Source organism: Mitsuokella jalaludinii DSM 13811, assembly GCF_000702905.1.
Lineage (GTDB): Bacteria > Bacillota > Negativicutes > Selenomonadales > Selenomonadaceae > Mitsuokella > Mitsuokella jalaludinii.
Map to the genome: position 1 here is coordinate 1 of NZ_JNKR01000026.1, position 19,902 is coordinate 19,902.

The following is a 19,902-nucleotide window of genomic DNA, read 5'->3' on the forward strand; positions in this document are numbered from 1 at the left end:
TTACCCCACCAACTAGCTAATCAGACGCAGACCCATCGTAAAGCGATAGCTTACAAGTAGAGGCCACCTTTAGTAGGATTCCCATGCGGAAACTCTACAACATTCGGTATTAGCAGTCCTTTCGAACTGTTGTCCCCATCTTTACGGCAGGTTGTCTACGCGTTACTCACCCGTTTGCCACTCGACTCTCAAAAGCAAGCTTTCAATCGTCTCGTTCGACTTGCATGTGTTAAGCACGCCGCCAGCGTTCGTCCTGAGCCAGGATCAAACTCTCCATAAAATTATGAAGAACCTTGATTGGCTCTAATTGTCTTTTGGTCTAACCTTCAAAAAATGAAGCTTAGTAAAGAAATTGCCGATTGCTTATGTTCATAATCAATCGATGTTTTTTTAAACATCTGGCTTGAATCACAAATGATTCATGTTGCATTGTTTAGTTTTCAAAGAACAACTCTGTCTTTCGAAGCTCGCTTTCGTTTGAAAGGTTTTGCTTCAAGCGACTCATTTATTGTACCGCATCTCTTTCAGGCTGTCAAGAACTTTTTTATTTTTCTTTTTGTCTGAGTCATCCGCTCCAGCAAGGCGCTTCCAATCAAGGAGCATTTTCTTGCCAGGCCGGTGTCTCGCGGCGACTTGTACTATATTACAGGATGATGGTGCATTTGTCAACACTTTTTCTCAAAAACTGCAAAGTTTTTTGAGCTCCTGCAGTAAAACAAAAAACGCACCGATTACTCGATACGTCATATTAGCTATTGGTGGCGGCACAGAGATTTGAACTCCGGACACTGCGGGTATGAACCGCATGCTCTAGCCAACTGAGCTATGCCGCCATAAATGGTGGGCAGGGATGGATTCGAACCATCGTAATCCGAAGATGACAGATTTACAGTCTGTTCCCTTTAACCACTCGGGCACCTACCCATGTCTCAACAAGTGCGTCAAGAACAAGTATTATTATAGCGGCTCTCTACGCACTTGTCAACACCTTTTTATTTTATTTTCTGCGCATCCAGACAGGAATGTCGATGAAGCTGTCCGCGCCGACCGTGCTGCCGACAGACGGATTCTGTGCAGGCTGCTGGGCAGGGGCCTGCTGCTGTGCTGGCGCCTGATTCTCTGCCTTCTGCTGTGGCTTGAACTCAGGGATGCCGACCGTCTCCTCCGGCGCGTCAAAGCCCGTGGCGATGACGGTGACGCGCACCGTATCGCCCATCGAGTCGTCGATGGATGCACCCCAGATGATGTTGGCCTGCGAGTCTGCGGCCTTCTCGATGGCCTCCGATGCCTCCGTGACCTCGAACATGCTGAGGTTCTCCTCTGCGCCCGTCACATTGAGCAGGACACCGCGAGCACCGTCGATGCTCGTCTCGAGCAGCGGCGAAGCGATGGCAGCCTTGGCGGCCTCTACAGCGGCATTCTCGCCCGAAGCCTCGCCAATGCCCATCAGAGCAGACCCCGCATTGCTCATGATGCTCTTGACATCAGCAAAGTCGAGGTTGATGAGGCCCGGCAAGGCGATGAGATCCGAGATGCCCTTGACGCCCTGGCGCAGGACATCATCGGCAATGCTGAACGCCTGCGTGATCGGCGTCTTCTTGTCGACGACCTGCATGAGACGGTCGTTCGGGATCGTGATGATCGTATCGACGTGCTTCTTGAGGTTCTCAATGCCGAGCTCCGCATTGCGGCGGCGCTTCATGCCCTCGAACGAGAACGGACGCGTCACGACGCCGACCGTCAGCGCGCCGATCTCGCGGGCGCACTCCGCCACGACGGGTGCGGCACCAGTGCCCGTGCCGCCGCCCATGCCGGCCGTCACGAATACCATGTCTGCGCCGCGCAGTGTGTCGAGGATATCGTCGCGGCTCTCCTCAGCGGCCTTCTGGCCGATCTCCGGCTGTGCGCCGGCGCCAAGGCCGCGCGTGAGCTTCTCACCGATCTGCATGCGCTTCGGAGCCAGGGATTTGAGCAGGGCCTGCGCATCTGTATTGACGGCAATGAATTCCACACCCTGCAGTCCGAGATTGATCATGCGGTTGACGGCATTGCTGCCGCCGCCGCCTACACCGATTACTTTTATTTTGGCTAACTGATCGAGCCCATTGTCATCCAGTTCAAACACTGCCTTAACCCCCATCATCTATGAATACGATATCATATTCTGTATATTGTCCGGCATCCTCTGGATGCCTGTTTCTTGAAAAAAAAGATACCTTTATCATTTTACCATCATTCTATACGGATTTCCATAGGCAAAGTGAAAAATTTCGCTCAGGACTTGCCCTCCTCTTTCTCGAGATTCGGATCGAATCCCTTGAGCTTGATGAACGGTGCCTCGTAGCTGAAATCGACGTAATCGATGGCATGGCGGCTCGTCTTGAGCGATTTGACGAAGTCAGCCGTGAGGACTGCCTTCTCGTCGAGCCGGTCGAGCTTGCCGAGCCGGATCTGGACGGAGCTGTTCGCATAGGCGACGACGCCATCGGGATTGGCGATGTTGACCTCTGAAATCTGGTTGAGTGCCTCTGTGTCAATCTGGCTTAGGAAGTAGAGCACCTTCTTGACATTCTCATCCTTGACCTCATCACCGAGGTAGAGCCCCTTGACTTCCATGCCCGTGATCAGAGGGATCGGCACGCTGTGCAGCGCGCGGTAAGCCGCGATGATCTTGCCATTGTGGTCGAGATCCAGGTACCCGTAGTCACAGGCGACTGTCGCAACCGGCTTGCGCTCAACGACCTCGATCTCGAGGCGGTCCGGCAGGCGGCGCCGCACGACGGCCGACTCGATGCGCAGGTCGTGCATGAGGTTCTGCGCCACGGCATCCGTCTGCAGCTGGAAGAGCGGCTCGCCCGTGTGGATGCGCCCGATCTCAAGGACCTGCTCCCTTGTCAGATACGATATGCCGCTGACTTCCACGCGCTGCAGCGTGAAGATCGGCGTGTAGACCATGATGGCCATGACGAGGCCGCAGGCCGCCAGGAACAGGAGTCCCTTAAAAAGCCGCCTGCCGCTGCGATGTTTTTTCTGCTCTTGCTCCTTCAATCTCTCTCCCCCTGTACAAAAAAGCGCCGGACGATGCCAGAGTCCGGCGCAGCAAATCAGTAGATCAAAGCGAGATCAGCGATCTCGCTTGGCAATCTCACTTCTGGAAACCAGCCATCTCGAGGATGCGCTCGCAGAGCTCCGGGAATTCCACGCCCATCGCGCGGCCGGCATCTGGCACGAGCGAGAGTTCCGTCATGCCCGGCACCGAGTTGACCTCGATGACGTACGGCGTGCCGTCCTCGCTGAGCATCATATCGACGCGGGCAACACCCTTGCAGCCGCAGGCCGTGAACGTCTTGATGGCGAGCTCCTGGATCTCCTTCGTCTTCTCGTCCGAGACGCGGGCTGGGATGATGTGCGTCGAAGCGCCCTTCGTGTACTTGCTCTCGTAATCGTAGCGGCCGGAAGCCGTCGTAATCTCGATGATCGGGAAAGCCTCTTTCTTCTCCTCGTTGCCCCAGACGGCTACCGTGAGCTCCTTGCCGCGGATGAACTCCTCGATGAGGACCTCGTCGTTGTAGGAGAAGGCTTCCTTGAGTGCGTCGGCGAGCGCCTCCTTCGTCTCGACGATGTAGACGCCGATGCTCGAGCCTTGCGAAGCGGCCTTGACGACGACCGGCAGCGAGAAGCCCTGCTCGATCTCGGCGGCGAGATCGCGCTTCATCTCATAGCGGTGGTATGTGTGCGAGCGCGGCGTCGAGATACCTTCGGCGACAAAGACGCGCTTCGAAGCTGCCTTGTCCATCGTGACAGCAGCAGCGAGGACGCCCGAGCCCGTGTACGGGATGCCGAGCATGTCGAGCGTGCCCTGCAGGACGCCGTCCTCGCCGAACTTGCCATGCAGCGCATTGAATACGATCGCGCAGCCGCTCTTCTTGATATCCTCGGCAAACGTCGGCGGATTGAGCTCCATGCCCTCTGCATTGTAGCCCTTCGACTGCAATGCCTTGAGGATGGCCGCCCCCGTCTGGCGCGAGATCTCTGCCTCCGTAGACGGGCCCCCCATGACGACGACGATCTTATCCTGATTCATGATGAAAATTTCTCCTTTATCCTCTTTATCTTATCCTTGACATCTTATCTTTGACGCCTGTCTGCTCTACAGCGCTTTCTCACTCAGCCTGCAGCAGCGCGACGAGCTCCTCGCCCGTCTTGTAGATGTCGCCGGCGCCCATCGTGATGACGAGGTCGCCCGGCTGCACGAAGTCCTTGAGATAGGCGGCGAGCTTCTCGCGCTCCGGTTCGTAGACGACATGCTGGCCCGACTGGCGCTTGACCTCGTCGACGATCGTCTGGCCGCTGATGCCCGGGATGGGCGCTTCGCCTGCGGCGTAGACATCGGTGAGCACGAGGACGTCAGCCGAGACGAATGCCTTGCCGAACTCCTCGTGCAGGAGCTGCGTGCGCGAGTAGCGATGCGGCTGGAAGACGCAGATCAGGCGCTTCGGGCTCGTCTCCTTGGCGGCCTTGAGCGTCGCGGCGATCTCCGTCGGATGGTGCGCGTAGTCGTCGACGATCCAGATGCCATTTGCGCGGCCCTTCGTCTGGAAGCGGCGCTTGGCACCGTGGAAGGCCGCGAGGCCCGCCGCCATCTTCTCGAAGCTCACACCGATCGAGAGGCCCGTGACGATGCAGGCCATCGCGTCGAGGACATTGTGGCGGCCCGGGATGTTGAGATCGACGTGGCCGAGCTCTTCCTCGCCGTGGAAGACATCGAACGAGATGCCCATGCCGCTGTGCGTGATGTTCTTCGCGCGGTAGTCGGCCTCATGGTCGATAGCGTAGGTGATGTACTTGCGGTCGAGATTCTTGGCCATCGTGCGCAGGTTCTCGTTGTCGAAGCAGATGACAGCGTAGCCCGTCTCCTTGTCGACGTTCTGGATGAACTGCGTGAAAGCCTTGATGATGTTCTCCATCGTGCCGTAGTGGTCCATGTGGTCGTCTTCGACATTCGTCACGACGGCGATGTGCGGGTGGAGCTTGAGGAAGGAACCGTCACTCTCATCCGCCTCCGACACGAGGTAATCGCTCGTGCCGAGCTCGGCATTCGTGCCGAGGTCGGGGACTTCGCCGCCGACGACGACGGACGGCGAGACGCCCGCGTGTGTCAGCGCGACGCCGAGCATTGAGGTCGTCGTCGTCTTGCCGTGCGCGCCGGCAACCGCGATGCCCTTGTACTCGTTGACGAGGGCCGCATTGATGTCCGAGCGGTGCAGCTTCGTGATACCGAGGTCCTTGGCCGCCAGGACTTCCGGATTGTCGAACGGGATGGCCGTCGAGACGACGATGGCGTCGACGCCGCGGACATTCTCCGCCTTCTGGCCGCCCAGCGTAATCTCCGCCCCCATCTGGCGCAGCTTCTCGATGATGCCCGAATCCTCGCGATCCGAACCCGACACCTCATAGCCGAGCTCGACCATCATCTTGGCCAGCGGGCTCATGCCGGCGCCGCCGATGCCCACGAAATGAATCTTCTTGATGCCTTTCAGCTCTTTGAGCTCTTTATGCACTCCAATCACCTTTTCCCTTTGTTCCATCTGTTCTTTATTTCTTGGCAATATCGAGGACGAGGTCTGCGATATCGCTGGCCGCCTGCGGACGCCCCATCGCGCGGCTGGCCTTCGCCATCGCCTGAAGCTTGTCGGGCTCGCTCAAGAGCTCGGTGAGCACAGAACTCAGGCGCTCCGGCGTCAATTCCCGGTCGAGGATCATGCGCGCTGCCCCTGCTTCCTCGAGCGCGCGCGCATTGTGCTCCTGGTGGTTTTCCGCCGCATAGGGATACGGGATCAGGATGGCCGGGATGCCGCGCGCCGTGAGCTCAGCAAGGCCCGTCGCGCCGGCGCGGAAGATGGCGAGGTCCGCCATCGCCATCGCCTGCGGCATGTTGTAGAGGTACGGCTTGACGAGGATGTGCGGGCAGGCGGTAAGGTCGACACCGGCCTCCTCGAGCCCCTTGAGCACCGGCTCGTAGCCGCGCTTGCCCGTCACATGCAAGAACTGCACCTCTGGATGCGCTGCCGCGTTCTTGATGACACCGATCATCGCGAGGTTGATGGCGCGCGCGCCGCGGCTGCCGCCCGATACGAGGACCGTCAGCTTCTTCGGGTCGAGGCCGAAAGACGCCGCGCCCTGCTCGCGCTGTGCCGAGAGCACTTCGCTGCGGATCGGGTTACCCGTGAAGACGACCTTGTCTGCCGGAAAGTGCTTCATGGCCTCCTCTGTGCCCGCCGCAATCTTCGTCACGAACTTCGAGAGGATCTTGTTGGTGATGCCCGGCACGACATTCTGCTCCTGTATGAGCGTCGGGATGTGCATGAGGCTGGCCGCGAGCAGGATTGGCCCGCAGACGTAGCCGCCCGTGCCGATGACGACGTCCGGCTTGAACTTGTGGACGATGCGCGTGGCCTTGGCCACGCCGACCATCGCGCGGCCGGCGCGCAGGATGTTGTCGGCCGTCAGATGGCGCTCGAATCCCTGGATGTCGACTGTCGTGAAGGGCAGTCCTTCCTTGGGGATGATGTCAGCCTCGAGGCCGCGCTTCGTGCCGACGTAGAGGAATCTCGCGTCGGGCACCTTCTGCTGGATAGTCCGGATGATGGTGATGGCCGGGTAGATATGGCCGCCCGTGCCGCCGCCTGAAACAATGATATTCAAGATGAGAAATCCTCCCGTCGAGTCACTTCTGCTGTTCTAATTCATGGACGAGATGCTTGAAGTCGCGGCCGCGCTCCGCCATGTTGTGGTACATGTCGAAGCTCGCACAGGCCGGCGAGAGCAGCACAACGCCCGGCTCCTTGGCCAGCGCATGCGCGATTTTCACGGCCTTGCGCATCGAGTAGCCGGCCGCATAGATCCGCTCCTCAGGGAAGCCATTCTCGACAGCGGCCCCGTAGAAGCGCGCGGCCGCGCGGCCGATGAGGACCAGTGCGTCAACGCGCTCGCAGACGAGCTTCATGAAATCCGTGAGGTCCGTCATCTTGTCGTCGCCGCCCGCCAGCAGGACGATGTGGCCGTCGAACGTCTCGAGCGCCTTGATGGCCGAGTCCGTATTCGTCGCCTTCGAGTCGTTGTAATACGGCACGCCGTCAATCGTCGTCACGTACTCGATGCGGTGCTCAACACCGCGGAACGACTTGAGCACGGGGACCATCAGCGCGGGCTCGCAGCCGGCGAAGAAGGCCACGGCGATAGCCGCGAGGGCATTCTCGACATTGTGCGGTCCCTTGATGCCGAGCTCATCCGTGCGGCAGAGCGCATGCTCCTCACCCTGCCAGCGGATGACGAGGAGGCCGTCGCGCACGCTGCCGCGCACAAAGACGCCCTCCTCAAGTTCTTCCCGGCGGCTGAAGTAGCAGACCTGCGCCTGCGTGCGCGCCTTCATGCCGCGCGTCTTCTCGTCGTCGTAGTTGAGGACGACGTAGTCATCCGGCGTCTCCTCGCGGAAGATGCGCTCCTTCATGGCCTGGTAGACCTCCATCGAGCCGTGACGCACGATGTGGTCCGGCGTCACATTGAGCAACGACGAGATGTGCGGGTGGAAGTGCTCCGTCGCCTCCATCTGGTAGCTCGAGATCTCCGCCGCGATGCAGCCGCCCTTGCCGATGCGCAGGGCCTCCTCCGACAGCGGCACACCGATGTTGCCGCCGACGCCGACCTTGTCGTAATGCGTCTCGAGCAAGAGTCCGAGCAGCGTCGTCGTCGTCGTCTTGCCGTTCGTGCCCGTCACCGCACAGATCGGCGACTCCGCGATGTCATAGGCGAGCTCCACCTCGCTCATGACGCGGATGCCCTTCTCGTAGGCCGCCTGGATGAGCGGGATGCGCACCGGCACGGCCGGCGAGACGATGACCGTATCCACGCTCTCGAGCAGGCTCTCCTGCTGCGGGCCGAAGGCGAGCGCGACGCCGAGCTCGCGCAGCTTCGAGAAGTCATCGCCGAGCTTCTCGAGCTCATCTTCCGTCTTTGCGTCGCTCAGCGTGACCGCCGCGCCGAAGCGGCGGGCGAGCTTCGCCGCGGCAAAGCCGCTGACGCCCGCGCCAATGACCAGTACGTTCTTCTGCTTCCAATCCAACTCCATGACAAGTCCCCCCGACTATACAAGAAAATCCGACGTTACCTCCCGTTACGGCATCATCAGCAGTCCGACGACGCTCGCGACAAGTCCGACCATCCAGAAGACAAAGACGACCTTCGTCTCCTTCCAGCCGCCGAGCTCGAAGTGATGGTGTATAGGACTCATGCGGAAGACGCGCTTGCCCGTCGTCTTGAACGAGATGACCTGGATGATGACCGAAAGCGCCTCACAGACGAAGACGAAGCCGATGATGGCCAGCAGGATCTCCGTATGCGTCAGGATGCCGACAGCAGCAATCGCGCCGCCGAGTGCCAGCGAGCCCGTATCGCCCATGAAGACCTTGGCCGGGTGGGCGTTGAAGCGCAGGAAGGCCACGCAGGCCATCATCATGGCCACGCAGAAGAGCGCGAGGTCAAAGTGGCCCGTCATATAGCAGACGAGCGCATAAGCGCCCGAGGCGATGGCCACCGTGCCCGAAGCCAGGCCGTCGAGGCCGTCCGTCAGATTGACGGCATTGCTCGTGCCGACGAGCACGAAGAGCACGAGGAAGTAGTAGCCGATGCCGATGTCGAGATTGATGTCGGCAATCGGGATCCAGATCGTCGTGTCGATGCCGAGCACGCGCGTGCCGACGATCATCGTCACAATGGCGATGAGGATCTGGCCGAGCATCTTCTGCTTCGCCTTGAGGCCGAGGTTGCGCTTCTTGACGACCTTGATGTAGTCGTCGAGAAAACCCAGCACGAAATGGCCGAGCGTGATGAAGAGGGCCAGCAGGACAGCCGGCGTCAGCGGCGCCGCCGCCACCGTCGCGATCACGATGGCCAGGATGATCATGATGCCGCCCATCGTCGGCGTGCCACTCTTGGCCTGATGGCTCTTCGGCCCTTCTTCACGGATGCTCTGTCCGAACTTGAGCTTGTGCAGCTCCGGAATCAGTAACGGCCCTGTGCAGAGCACGAGGCCGGCGGCAAAGATGGCCGCAAGAAGTATCTTATCCAAGTTCTAACGTCTCCACTCTCTTTATGATTTCCCACTCGAGCCAGTGCTCAGAGCAGGTCGATGATCTTTTCCATCTGCATGCCGCGCGAGCCCTTGAAGAGGATCGTATCGCCCGGCTCGAGGATCTTGTGCAGGTAGTCGGCTGCCGCCTCGTGCGAATCTGCGCGGAACACCTGCGGCACGCCGCCCGCCTCCGCGCCGTCCGCGATGAAGGCGCCCATCTGGCCGCGCGTGACGACGGCAGCAAAGCCGTGCACCGCGAGCTCACGGCCGACCTCGCGGTGCGCCTCCTCCGAGACGCTGCCGAGCTCGAGCATGTCGCCCATGACGGCGATCTTGCGTCCCTTCGTCAGCTCCGAGAGCGTCTCGATGGCCGCCTTCATCGACATCGGGCTTGCGTTGTAGGCATCGTTGACGACATGGTACATCTTGACATCCTGCACCTCGAAGCGCATCTTCGTCGCCTTGAGGTTGCGCAGGCCGGCGGCCGCCTCCGCAGGCGTCAGGCCGAGCGCGAAGCCGGCCGCGATAGCTGCGAGCGCGTTGTAGACATTGTGGCGGCCGACCATCGCAAACACAAACGTCTGCTCACGTCCCTTCCAGTCGAGCGTGAAGCGCGTCTCATGGCCGCCGACCGTCTCGATATCCCTGGCGCGCACATCGGCCTCGTTCTCGATGCCGAACGTCAGGACACGCACGCCCTCCTTCGCCTTCGAGCGCATCGCCGCGACGTACGGATTGTCCGCATTGAGGACGACCGCGCCGCCCGCGGGAATGGCCTCGACCATCTCCGACTTCGCCTTCGCGATGTTCTCGATGGAACCGAGGAGCTCCATGTGCGTCTCGCCGACATTCGTCACGATGCCGACAGACGGCGCCGCGATCGGCGACATGGCCTCAATCTGGTGCAGGCCGCGCATGCCGATCTCGACGACAGCAGCCGTGTGCTCCTTGCGCAGGCCCAGGAGCGTCAGCGGCAGGCCGATCTCATTGTTGTAGTTGGCCTGCGTCTTGAGGACAGGGCCGCGCGCCGAGAGCACCGCAGCCGTGAGATCCTTCGTCGTCGTCTTGCCGTTCGAGCCCGTGATGGCGACGACCGGTAGAGAGAAGCGCATGCGCCAGGCGTGCGCGAGCTGCTGATAGGCCGCGAGCGTGTCCGGCGCAATGAGCACCGTCGTCTTGAGGCCGGCCAGCTGCTCCTTCGGACAGCCCGTGCTGACCATGACGCCGCTCGCACCCTTCTCGACCGCATCGCGCACGAAATCCTCGCCGTTGAAGCGCTCGCCCTTGAAGGCGAGGAACAGGACTCCCGGCGTGATCTTGCGCGTATCCGTCACGATATCCGTGAACTCTTCATGCTCCATCTTGTAGAGCTGTGCCCCCGTCGCTTCGCGGACCTCATCAAGCGTAAATGCTGGCATCGGAAAACTCCCTCCTGCAACTCTGCAACTCTGTAATCTCGTCATTTCTTCTCGGCCAGCTTGGCAGCGACAGCTGCGCGGGCCTCTTCCTTATCGTCGAAGTGGATTGTCTTGTCCTTGAGGATCTGGTAGTTCTCGTGACCCTTGCCGAGGATGACGACGATATCGTCCTTCTCCGCCATCTCGACGGCGCGGTAGATGGCCTGGCGGCGGTCCACGATGAGCTCATGGTGCTTCGTGCCGATGGCCTCCTCGACCCCCTCCTCGACCTGCGAGAGGATGAACGCTGGGTCCTCCGTGCGCGGATTGTCCGACGTCGCGATGACGACATCGGCGAGCTCCGCCGCAAGGCGTCCCATGATTGGGCGCTTCGTGCGGTCGCGGTCACCGCCGCAGCCGAAGACAGCGATGATGCGCCGCTTCGCGATCTTGCGCGCCGTCTTGAGGACATTCTCGACGCCGTCCGGCGTGTGCGCGTAGTCGACGATGATGGAGAAGTCCTGGCCAGCCTTGACGAGCTCGAAGCGGCCCGGCACTGCCGTGAAGGCCTCGAGCGCCTCCTTGATGACGGATGCGTCGATGTGCTCAGAAAGAGCCGCGCCGACGGCGCTCATGACATTGTAGACATTGAAGATGCCCGTGATGTGGAGCGAGAGTTTCATCTCGCCGAAGCTCTCGTGATGGAGCACGAACTCCGCGCCGTTCGCATGGACGAGGATGTCCATCGCGCGAAGGTCGGCTTCCTTCTCGATGGCGTACGTCAGATGCTGGCATTCTGCATGTGCGAGCATCGTCGCACCGGCCGCATCGTCGATGTTGACGACAGCCGTCTTGCCCTGCTTGCAGCCCTTCTCCGACACATGGTCGAAGAGCTTCGCCTTCGCGAGCATGTAGTTCTCGAGCGTCTTGTGGTAGTCGAGGTGATCCTGCGTGAGATTCGTGAAGACAGCCGTGTCGAACTCGATGCCCGCTACGCGGTTCTGGTCGAGCGCGTGCGACGAGACTTCCATGACGACGTAGTCCATGCCCTTGTCGCGCATCATCGCCAGCGTGTGCTGCAGCTCGACGACATCCGGCGTCGTATTGTGGATTGGCAGCACCTCATCCTCGATCATGATCTGGATCGTGCCAATGAGGCCGACCTTATAGCCTGCCTTGCGCAGGATGGCGCGCGTGATGTAGCTCGTCGTCGTCTTGCCGTTCGTGCCCGTGATGCCCACGACGCGCATCTTGCGCGCCGGGTAGTCGTGGAAGTACGGCACGATCGTGTCGAGCGCCGGCTGCAGCTCCTTGACGCGCAGCACCGCGATGCCCTGCGGCACCTCGACATCCTCGCGCGTCGTCACGATGGCGCTTGCGCCCGCTGCGACAGCCTGCGGGATGAACTTGTGGCCGTCAACGTGGACGCCCGGGATGCAGACGAAGAGCGTGCCCTGCTGCACCTTGCGCGAATCGTGCTCGATGCCCGTGATGACCGTATCGCGATTTCCGATGATGACAGCATCCTCCAAGAGATCTGCCAGCTGACCGATAGTTTTCATTGTATTTCCTCCCCAAGGCTCCGCCTGCGGTCATGCCGCCGCGGGCCGTTACCTATTATAAACCGTATCCATGCGTCCTGCAAACACAAAAGAAGCTGCTCGTTCGATTTGCAGCCTCTTTTCCATCTTATTTACTTTCATGCGAAAAATACGTCTTCTTCGGGACCTGCATGCCAAGCTGGCTCTCCGCGATTGCCTTGATGCGCTCCGGGTTCTTGAGCTTCGCGATCTCCACATTGAGCCGTTCATTCTCCTGCTCGATGCGAGTGGCCTCGCTCTGCGTCTCGACGAGCGTGTAGCCGCGGCTCGCACTGATGCCGCTGCCGATCGTCACGAGCATCGCGAGCAGTGCCGTGACGATGAAGAGCACCTGGAAATGAGAGCGCAGCGACGTGTTGAGGACGCGGTGCACGAACATCTCCTGACGCTCCGGCTTGTGCTCCTCCGCCTGATGCACGGGGACCTCCTGATACGATTCGTCCTGTCTTTCCAGCATCAGCGCGCCTCCTTTCTCATCTCTTCCTGATCATCCGCTGTGTCCAGTTTCTCCGCGATGCGCAATTTGGCGCTCTTCGAGCGCGAGTTGTGCGCGAGCTCATCGGCCGTCGCCTGCTTCGGCTTGCCGAGCAAGCGGATCTCCGGCCTATGGTGGCAGACGCAGACCGGCAGCTCCGGCGGGCAGATGCAGCCGCGCGCCATCTCCTTGAGCGTCTGCTTCGCGATGCGGTCCTCCAGCGAGTGGAAGGTGATGATCGCGATGCGCCCGCCCGGCTTCAGGTGATGCACCGCCGTGCGGAACGCCTTCTCAAGGATGCCGAGCTCGTCGTTGACCTCGATGCGGATAGCCTGGAAGATGCGCTTCGCCGGATGGCCGCTGGCCGCCTGGCGCACCGCCTTCGGCACCGCCTTGCAGATGATGTCGACGAGCTCGCCCGTCCGCTCGATGGGCTTTATGGCGCGCTCTTTGACGATGAATTGCGCGATGCGGCGCCCCCAGCGCTCCTCGCCGTAATCGTGGAAGATGCGGTCGAGCTCCTTCTCGCTGTACGTGTTGACGACATCGTACGCCGAGAACTTTGCCTCCGGATCCATGCGCATGTCGAGCGGCGCATCGTGCATGTACGAGAAGCCGCGCTCCGCCGTGTCGATCTGGTGCGACGAGACACCGAGGTCAAAGACGACGCCGTCGACGAGCGGCGCCCCCTGCGCCTCGAGAATCTCCTCGAGATGCGAGAAATTGCTGTGCACGATGTCGACGTGGCACTTGACGTCCTTGAGGCGCTCCTTCGCCGCCGCGATGGCCTCCTCATCCTGATCGATACCGATGATGCGGCCCTCAGGCGAGAGCAGTTCCGCGATGCGATGGGAATGGCCAGCGCCTCCCAGAGTACAGTCGACATAGATCCCTTCTTTATTTGTCACGAGACCCTTGACCGTCTCCTCCAGCATGACGCTGATATGATGAAACTCCACGTTTCCTTCCCCCATCTATCTATCGCTTCCTATTTTATATGCCGAGCTCCGCCAGCGACGCCGCGATGGCCGTCACATCCGGCTCGACTTCCTCGTTGTAGCGGCTCCACTGTTCCTTGCTCCAGACCTCGATGCGGTTGTCCGCCCCGGCCAGCACGACAGGCTGGCGCAGCGTGATGTCCGCATAGGCGCGCAGATTTGCCGGCACGAGGAAGCGCCCCTGCTTATCGCATTCGAGCGTGCGCGCCCCCGAGAAGAAGAACCGCACGATGGCGCGCGCCTCCGGCTTCGCGAGCGGCAAGGCCCGCAATTTTGCCGCGAGCTCCTCCCAAGCCTGCTGGCCGTAGAGGAAAAGGCACTTGTCGAGCCCCTTCGTGATGACAAAGGAAACACCGAGTTCCTGACGGAAATCAGCCGGAAGGATGACGCGTCCCTTCGCATCAATCGTATGGGCATACTCACCCATGAACATCCCGCTGCACCGCCTTTCCACACATCTGGCACTTTTCCCCACAATTCGCCACTTTATCTATTCTTTTTTATAGCAGATAAATCCTGCTTTTGCAAGTGGAAATTCATTTTTTACAGAAAAAGAAAAGCCCTCCCTATCCCCAAGGAGATGGAAAAGGCTTTCCCGAGCATCCAGAAGATGCTTATTCTTTGCCGAAATGGATGTAGACACCGTCGAGGTCAGCCACCTCGAGGCCCATCTTCGTGAAGGCCACATGGAGTGCCTTCTCGAAGAGATCGCGGTTCTTCGTCTCGTCGCCGACGACGATGAGCTGCGCTGCAGCATCATCGTCCGGCAGGATCGTGAAGCGCGAGCCATTGTACTTGAGCGTGAATTCGCCCGTGCCCTTGTCCGTCGTCAGCTCCGTGTCAAGCTCGCGATACTGCGTCGCAGGCTGGTTCGGTTCCGGCAGGACCTGAGCCGACGGCGCGATCTTGACTTCCGTCGTGCGCTTGGCGACATCATAGGTGCCGTAGCGGTGCGTCGTCTTGTCCTCCAGTACCTTGAAGAACGGCAGCGTCACCACGCGCTTGTCCTCCGGACGGTCGCCGCCGCGGTCGCGGTCACCGTCCCAGACCGTCTTGTCGCCCGTCGTCTCCGTCGTGTTCTCCGGCGTGTTCGGCGTGTTCTCCGGCATCTCCGGCAGCGGCGTCACCGTGCCCGTGCCCGGCGTCACCGGCGGATTGACCGGCGGCACGATATCCGGCTTGCTCGGCAGATTGACTGTGATATCACCGTCATAGTGATAGCGGTAATTGCCGTAGACCTTGCCGCTATCAATCGGACCATAGTCCGGCAGCGACGTGCTGACACCGTAGTGACCATTCGGCAGTCGGCCGTCCGGCGTGTACGACGGCGTCACCGTCTCGCCATAGACGAGCTGCCCATTGATCGGATCCGGGCTCGACGGATTGTTCGGATCCGTCACCGTGTAGACCACATCCCCAAGCGTATTGCCGTTGCCATCGACATGGAAGTGAACATCCTTCGGGTTGATGGTCAGCGTAGCATCGCCGCCCGAAATCGTGTAGTTCTTGAGGAAATCCTCCGACTTGTTGCTGACAGTCGTCTTAAAATCATAGTCGCCGACATGGTTCGTCTTCGTGTTATTCTCGATATAACCGCCGCCGTAATTGCCGTAGTCATAGGAAAGATCCGACGCCTTTTCCGCGTCGCCATTCGTCAGGCCATCAACCAACGAGACCGTCTTGCCGACCGTCGTACCGTAGTCGGTGCCGTAGTCGACGCGGACATCCTTCGTCGTGATCTCCAGCGGCGCCTTGTTGACGATGATGTCGCCCTCAATCGTAACGCTGTAGTTCTTGCGGGCATCACTGCCATCTTCGTGGACAATGCCGCCGCCATCCGATTCCAGGTCATTCTTGTACGTCCCAGCATCCGCCGTAGTCCGTCCATCCCGGTTCGTCTCATAAGCGCCGCCGGCCTTCGGCGTCATGCTCAGGCCAACCGTCGAGATGGCATCGCCATTGACGAGTGTCGGCGTCGTGACCTCCTTGAAGGTCTTGTCCGACGAGCCATACGTCTGGACCATCTCGTTGGTGATGGTGATGGGCACTGGCTTCAGCGTGACTGTCCCCGTCCGGTCCACGACCACATCGTAATTATCCAGCGATGTGTTGGCCACTGCAGTGCCGATCGTGTAACGGTCAAGGCTTCCATCGGCCTTGTATTTCACATCATTTGTGCGGTCGCTGCTCAGAAGAGCGTCCGTCGTATTCGTGATGCCCAGCTGGGAAACCAGCGCCTCCAGATCGTCGCCATTCGCATTGCCGGTCACAGCCGTGGCCGTATCGAGGTCCGACTGTACCGCTGCGGCATCACCATAGGCTTCCGTGTAGTCACCCGTGGTGAGATGCAGGGCAGCCTTGTTGATGGTGGCATTGCCCTTCTCGATCTCGATGTTGTAGTTCTTGAGCGTCTTGTCCGTGGATCCTTCCAGGTAGTACGGCCCGCCGTTCACCGTCTTGGTCACCTTGCCGGCTTGTTTTTCCTCTGCCGAGGCATCGCCCGTATTGATATAGGTGATATCGCCCTTGCCGTACGTCCCATCGAGAGCGCTCGTCACGACGTCTGAGCCATCGCCGTTCGTCAGGCCTTCGATCGTATCGGCATCATATCCATAAGCGCCGGTATCAAAAGCCGTGCCGTAAGTAGTGGAAACGTCGTTAAGCTTCACCTTGACGGTTGCTTTATCAACTGTGGCCTTGCCTGGTGTATTGGTTTCGATTTCGTAGTTCTTAGCGGTCTGTCCGGTCAGGGTAAAATCTCCCAACAGCTGATACTTCCCGTCAGCATCTTTGATGTAAATCTTCTTTTCATTGCTGGCAGCATCAGTGACAGCCCCGGTATTGGTGTATATTGCCGTAATCCCGTTTTCCTTTACAGAATCCACTGTATCCCCGTTGGCATTGCCGATTAGTGTGTAAGTGTAGGGCCTCCAGGCATCAGATCCGTAGGTGGTGCTGGTATCTCCCACCGTCAAGGCCAGTTTGGCCTTGTTCACCGTGGCCGTGCCGCTCGTGATATGGACATTGTAATCAGCAAGGGTGCTGTTCGCCGTTCCCTGGAGTGCATATGTCCCGGCGTTCTGCGTCACAGCGCCTTTGGCAATCTTATCCGGATCTGTGGCGTTGCCGGCATTGGTATAGCTGAGGAAATCATCTCCCAGTACAGCATCCTGGGTATCCCCGTTCACCAGCCCGCCTTTGGTGCTATCTACCGTATAGCCATACTTGGTATCATCAAAGGCCGTGCCATAGGTGGTGGACACATCCCCCACCGTCAGGTAAAGGTCTGCTGGATTCACGGTGATGGTGCCGCTACCGGTGACCTTATAGTTGGCGGAAGCATCGCTGCCATCGCTAGCCTTTACCTCTGCACTGGAAGTCAGATATTGGTCTTCATATTTGCCTACATGGGCCGTATCGTTGCTACCCTTGCTGTCAGCATAAGTACCATCAGTAGAAATGGTATACTTGATATCGCTATCAGTCAGAGTATCTCCGTTCACCAGCTGGGTTTTGTCGTAAGAAGGCGTCCCGCTCTTCACCCTGGAGTTGCCATAAGTCTGGGTACCATCGGTGTTGATGATCAGTGTCTTCCGAGTGATTTCCACTTCCCCATCATTGGCCGCCTTGTCATACCCGTTCATGGTCTTGACCCCATCCTGATAGGCCACATCCATCACGTAGAAGGCTTTGTTCCCATCGCTGGCCGTCTTATACGTTTTATTGCCATCTGCATCTGTCACCATTTCATTTCCGCTGGTCCGGGTGGCTGTTGGCACAGCACCGTCACTGGATGCGCTAACCGTAGCCAGGCCCGTCTTCGTTCCGTCCGAACTGGTCACATAAGTCAGATAACTGGATTCATCGAAGTTTTTGAAGCTGGTGACATCAATGTCATTCCCGCTGGAATCCTTATAAGTCGCTTTGGAAGTCAGTGTGTCCGTCATCATTTCTTCAGACAGGGTATCTCCATAGGTCTTGGAAGCATAGCCGCCGGAAATGGTAATCACCGGGGTTACCTGGAAGATGAACTTGTTGCTGCTCGTATCGGTATAGTCGGTCAGTGCATTGCCGGCACCATTGGCCGTGACCACACTGTTGGCACCGGATTTCGCCGTCCACTGGGCATTGGTACCGCTATTCAGATTGCTGCCCAGGCTGGTGTCATGGTCGCTGGGCGAATTGACATAGACCTGCCAGGTGCCCTTTTCGCCGGTGGTAATGGCATTTGTACCGGTGGTTTTGTTTACCAGAGCGCCATTGCTGCCCTGGGCATCAATGATGACAGCGCCATTATCCGAGCTGCCAGATGCTATCGTTCCAGCAGTAGCATTGCCATCATAATCGACACCAGCCCCCAACGTAATCTTGCCGGAATCTCCAGTGGAAGTCAGACTGATTTTACCACCATTAGCAGTCGTTGCCCCGCGTGCGGTATAAGGATTAGCGGTAATGCCATGAACTTCAATATTGCCAGAAGAAAGAATGGTCACGTTATCCTTGTATTTATCTTCCAGCGTAGTAAAAGTATCCGTTTCTTCGCTTTCGCCGGAATGGATTTCTCCGCCTACTTTGACACCATTTCCAGAGATATACAGTCCATGGTCGACATAGATAGTACCATGATAGTAATCAGTAACATTATTATTATCGGTTCCTACTGTCACTGCATTGTTACTTTCGATGCTTACCGTGTCCAGAGCCTTGGATTTACCAATATCTCCCTGCAGTTTGACTTCGCCAGTGCCGGAATTGATTTTCAGGCTGGAATTGGCAAGATTCTTTTCCTGAACAAATCCTTTAGCCCAGGCACTCTGATCGCCACCATAACCGCCAGCCATAGCAATATCATCCCACTGGTTTTGGGTGCCATAACCAACGGTCAGGAAGGGACCACTATTATCCGGCTGTGTTCTGGTAACTCCACTTACAGGCCAAGTCTGCCAGTTGACAAATCCATATATATTACTTCCACTGTTATAAGTCTTTTGGGCGGTTACAGTGCTCCAGTCAGATCCTACATTACTATAGAACTGTGTACCCTTACCATTATTCTCTAAGCCTTCTGGGCCAGTTACCCAGTACATACCATTCGAATAAAGCAGATCATCTGGCAAGCCATAGTAGGAATACGGCAAATGCTTCTCTCTATCTAGATTACCCCCAGTCTTATGGAGGACACCTGAACCTCTAGCACCAACAAAGAGAGCGGTTGCAGAATTTGGAGCCGTCAAAGAATTCTCCAAGACAGTTGTGAGGGTAGCTAAATAAGTATCACCGACAGCAGAGCCATTACCATTCTCCCCCTTCGCCAAGTTCTTAGCAACAAACCAGTTAACTGAAAGCAAGTCATTGATATCCGCCTTCAAGTTTTCATACATGGTCTTACCATTTCCCATAGTTGTCTTATCGTTCTTTAAAGCAGTTACTAGAGAGGTATTATCCGTGTAACTACTGGGATCAAATGAACCATACTTACTTGTATAGTTAGCGGAAGCAGCTGTCTTGTAATATACAAGGAATTCTTTGACAGTCATGCTATCCGCGACACTTGTTTCAGTGACTTTCACAGCTGTCCAGCCGTCACCCTTAGTAGTCGAATAACCTATACCTTTCCCTGTCCAACGGGGGTCTTCTGTATTGGCCTCAGCATAGGTGTAATGAGGACCATCAATCGTTTGTGAATCCGTGGTTGTTTCATAGTTTCCATTTTCATCAACCTTATAACTTCCATCAGGATTCTTTACATAATTAACAGACTTATAATGATAGGACGGAACAGTACCTGCTTCCAAATATTTATCTACAAGGCCAGAATTATTAATTAAATTTTCCCACTCATCTGTCCCGTAAATATACGTAGCATAGCTATTACCAGAATTAATGATTCCGGTCACCTTAACGGCACCATTCGTATCTTTCCCACTAGAATCCACAGTCAGTGTACCACCGTTAAGGCCGATAGCCACTTCACCATTTAAGGTAATATCTCCACCTTTCGTTTTAATATAACGATCAGCCTTGGAACCATCTGCGACAAAATTAACATTGACATTACCAAAATAGGTACCTACAGTAGAGCCATCTGACTTCGGCCCAGTTCCAGTTTTAATAGAACCTTTGTCATATCCCTTTGTTGTTTCGTTCTCTTTATTAGGAGAATAGACAAGATTTCCGCCACTAGAAGAAATAAAGTTACCGCCATTGATAAGGTAAAATATATTTCGCAAATTCAATTTCATAAAAAATAGACATAGTCTATTGCCGCTAGTACAATTAAGTTACCACACAAAATTCGTAA

The 19,902-nt window shown here is 57.7% G+C and carries 14 protein-coding genes, 2 tRNA genes and 1 rRNA gene; 1 reads left to right on the forward strand and 16 read right to left on the reverse strand.

Annotated features, from left to right (window positions below; genetic code table 11):
• The 16 genes from T518_RS09810 to T518_RS09885 form a co-directional block, all read right to left on the reverse strand.
• Nucleotides 1-280: ribosomal RNA gene (locus tag T518_RS09810) — 16S ribosomal RNA — on the reverse strand; the annotation flags it as partial.
• 476 nt (nt 281-756) lie between these two features.
• Nucleotides 757-833 (reverse strand) — tRNA-Met (locus T518_RS09815).
• A gap of 5 nt (nt 834-838) precedes the next feature.
• Nucleotides 839-924 (reverse strand) — tRNA-Tyr (locus tag T518_RS09820).
• A gap of 73 nt (nt 925-997) precedes the next feature.
• Nucleotides 998-2,125: a cell division protein FtsZ gene (ftsZ, locus tag T518_RS09825; RefSeq protein ID WP_036378552.1), complete on the reverse strand. Its 1,128-nt coding sequence runs from the start codon at nt 2,123-2,125 to the stop codon at nt 998-1,000.
• A 149-nt stretch (nt 2,126-2,274) separates the two neighbouring features.
• The gene (locus T518_RS09830; RefSeq protein WP_081828480.1) at nt 2,275-3,048 is read right to left on the reverse strand and encodes a cell division protein FtsQ/DivIB; all 774 of its coding nucleotides are present in this window, start codon (nt 3,046-3,048) and stop codon (nt 2,275-2,277) included.
• 97 nt (nt 3,049-3,145) lie between these two features.
• Complete coding sequence (locus T518_RS12470) at nt 3,146-4,084, reverse strand: D-alanine--D-alanine ligase family protein (RefSeq protein WP_036378553.1); 939 nt, start codon at nt 4,082-4,084, stop codon at nt 3,146-3,148.
• 79 nt (nt 4,085-4,163) lie between these two features.
• Nucleotides 4,164-5,561, reverse strand: a complete 1,398-nt coding sequence (murC, locus tag T518_RS12475) for a UDP-N-acetylmuramate--L-alanine ligase (protein WP_036378554.1) — start codon at nt 5,559-5,561, stop codon at nt 4,164-4,166.
• A 34-nt stretch (nt 5,562-5,595) separates the two neighbouring features.
• Nucleotides 5,596-6,705 (reverse strand): undecaprenyldiphospho-muramoylpentapeptide beta-N-acetylglucosaminyltransferase, encoded by a 1,110-nt coding sequence (gene murG / locus T518_RS09845; protein WP_036378555.1) that lies wholly within the window; start codon nt 6,703-6,705, stop codon nt 5,596-5,598.
• 22 nt (nt 6,706-6,727) lie between these two features.
• Nucleotides 6,728-8,122: a UDP-N-acetylmuramoyl-L-alanine--D-glutamate ligase gene (gene murD / locus T518_RS09850; protein ID WP_036378564.1), complete on the reverse strand. Its 1,395-nt coding sequence runs from the start codon at nt 8,120-8,122 to the stop codon at nt 6,728-6,730.
• 51 nt (nt 8,123-8,173) lie between these two features.
• A complete protein-coding gene (gene mraY, locus T518_RS09855) occupies nt 8,174-9,127 on the reverse strand; it encodes a phospho-N-acetylmuramoyl-pentapeptide-transferase (protein ID WP_036378556.1) in 954 nt (317 codons plus the stop codon).
• A gap of 47 nt (nt 9,128-9,174) precedes the next feature.
• Entirely contained in the window at nt 9,175-10,548 is a 1,374-nt protein-coding gene (locus T518_RS09860) for a UDP-N-acetylmuramoyl-tripeptide--D-alanyl-D-alanine ligase (RefSeq protein ID WP_036378557.1), read from the reverse strand.
• A 41-nt stretch (nt 10,549-10,589) separates the two neighbouring features.
• Nucleotides 10,590-12,089 (reverse strand): UDP-N-acetylmuramoyl-L-alanyl-D-glutamate--2,6-diaminopimelate ligase, encoded by a 1,500-nt coding sequence (locus tag T518_RS09865; protein ID WP_036378558.1) that lies wholly within the window; start codon nt 12,087-12,089, stop codon nt 10,590-10,592.
• A gap of 127 nt (nt 12,090-12,216) precedes the next feature.
• Nucleotides 12,217-12,585 carry a cell division protein FtsL gene (locus T518_RS09870; protein ID WP_036378559.1) on the reverse strand — a complete coding sequence of 123 codons (369 nt, stop codon included), beginning with the start codon at nt 12,583-12,585 and terminating at the stop codon, nt 12,217-12,219.
• On the reverse strand, nt 12,585-13,562 hold the full coding sequence (gene rsmH, locus T518_RS09875) for a 16S rRNA (cytosine(1402)-N(4))-methyltransferase RsmH (protein ID WP_036378565.1): 978 nt from the start codon (nt 13,560-13,562) through the stop codon (nt 12,585-12,587). The genes T518_RS09870 and rsmH overlap by 1 nt, the downstream gene beginning before the upstream one ends.
• A gap of 34 nt (nt 13,563-13,596) precedes the next feature.
• Nucleotides 13,597-14,034, reverse strand: a complete 438-nt coding sequence (gene mraZ, locus T518_RS09880) for a division/cell wall cluster transcriptional repressor MraZ (RefSeq protein WP_036378560.1) — start codon at nt 14,032-14,034, stop codon at nt 13,597-13,599.
• A 181-nt stretch (nt 14,035-14,215) separates the two neighbouring features.
• Nucleotides 14,216-16,270: a hypothetical protein gene (locus T518_RS09885; RefSeq protein WP_162177230.1), complete on the reverse strand. Its 2,055-nt coding sequence runs from the start codon at nt 16,268-16,270 to the stop codon at nt 14,216-14,218.
• Between the two features lie 348 nt (nt 16,271-16,618).
• On the opposite strand from T518_RS09885, the gene T518_RS09890 reads away from it, so the two are divergent.
• Nucleotides 16,619-18,661, forward strand: a complete 2,043-nt coding sequence (locus T518_RS09890; protein WP_162177232.1) for a hypothetical protein — start codon at nt 16,619-16,621, stop codon at nt 18,659-18,661.
• The last annotated feature ends 1,241 nt before the right edge of the window (nt 18,662-19,902 follow it).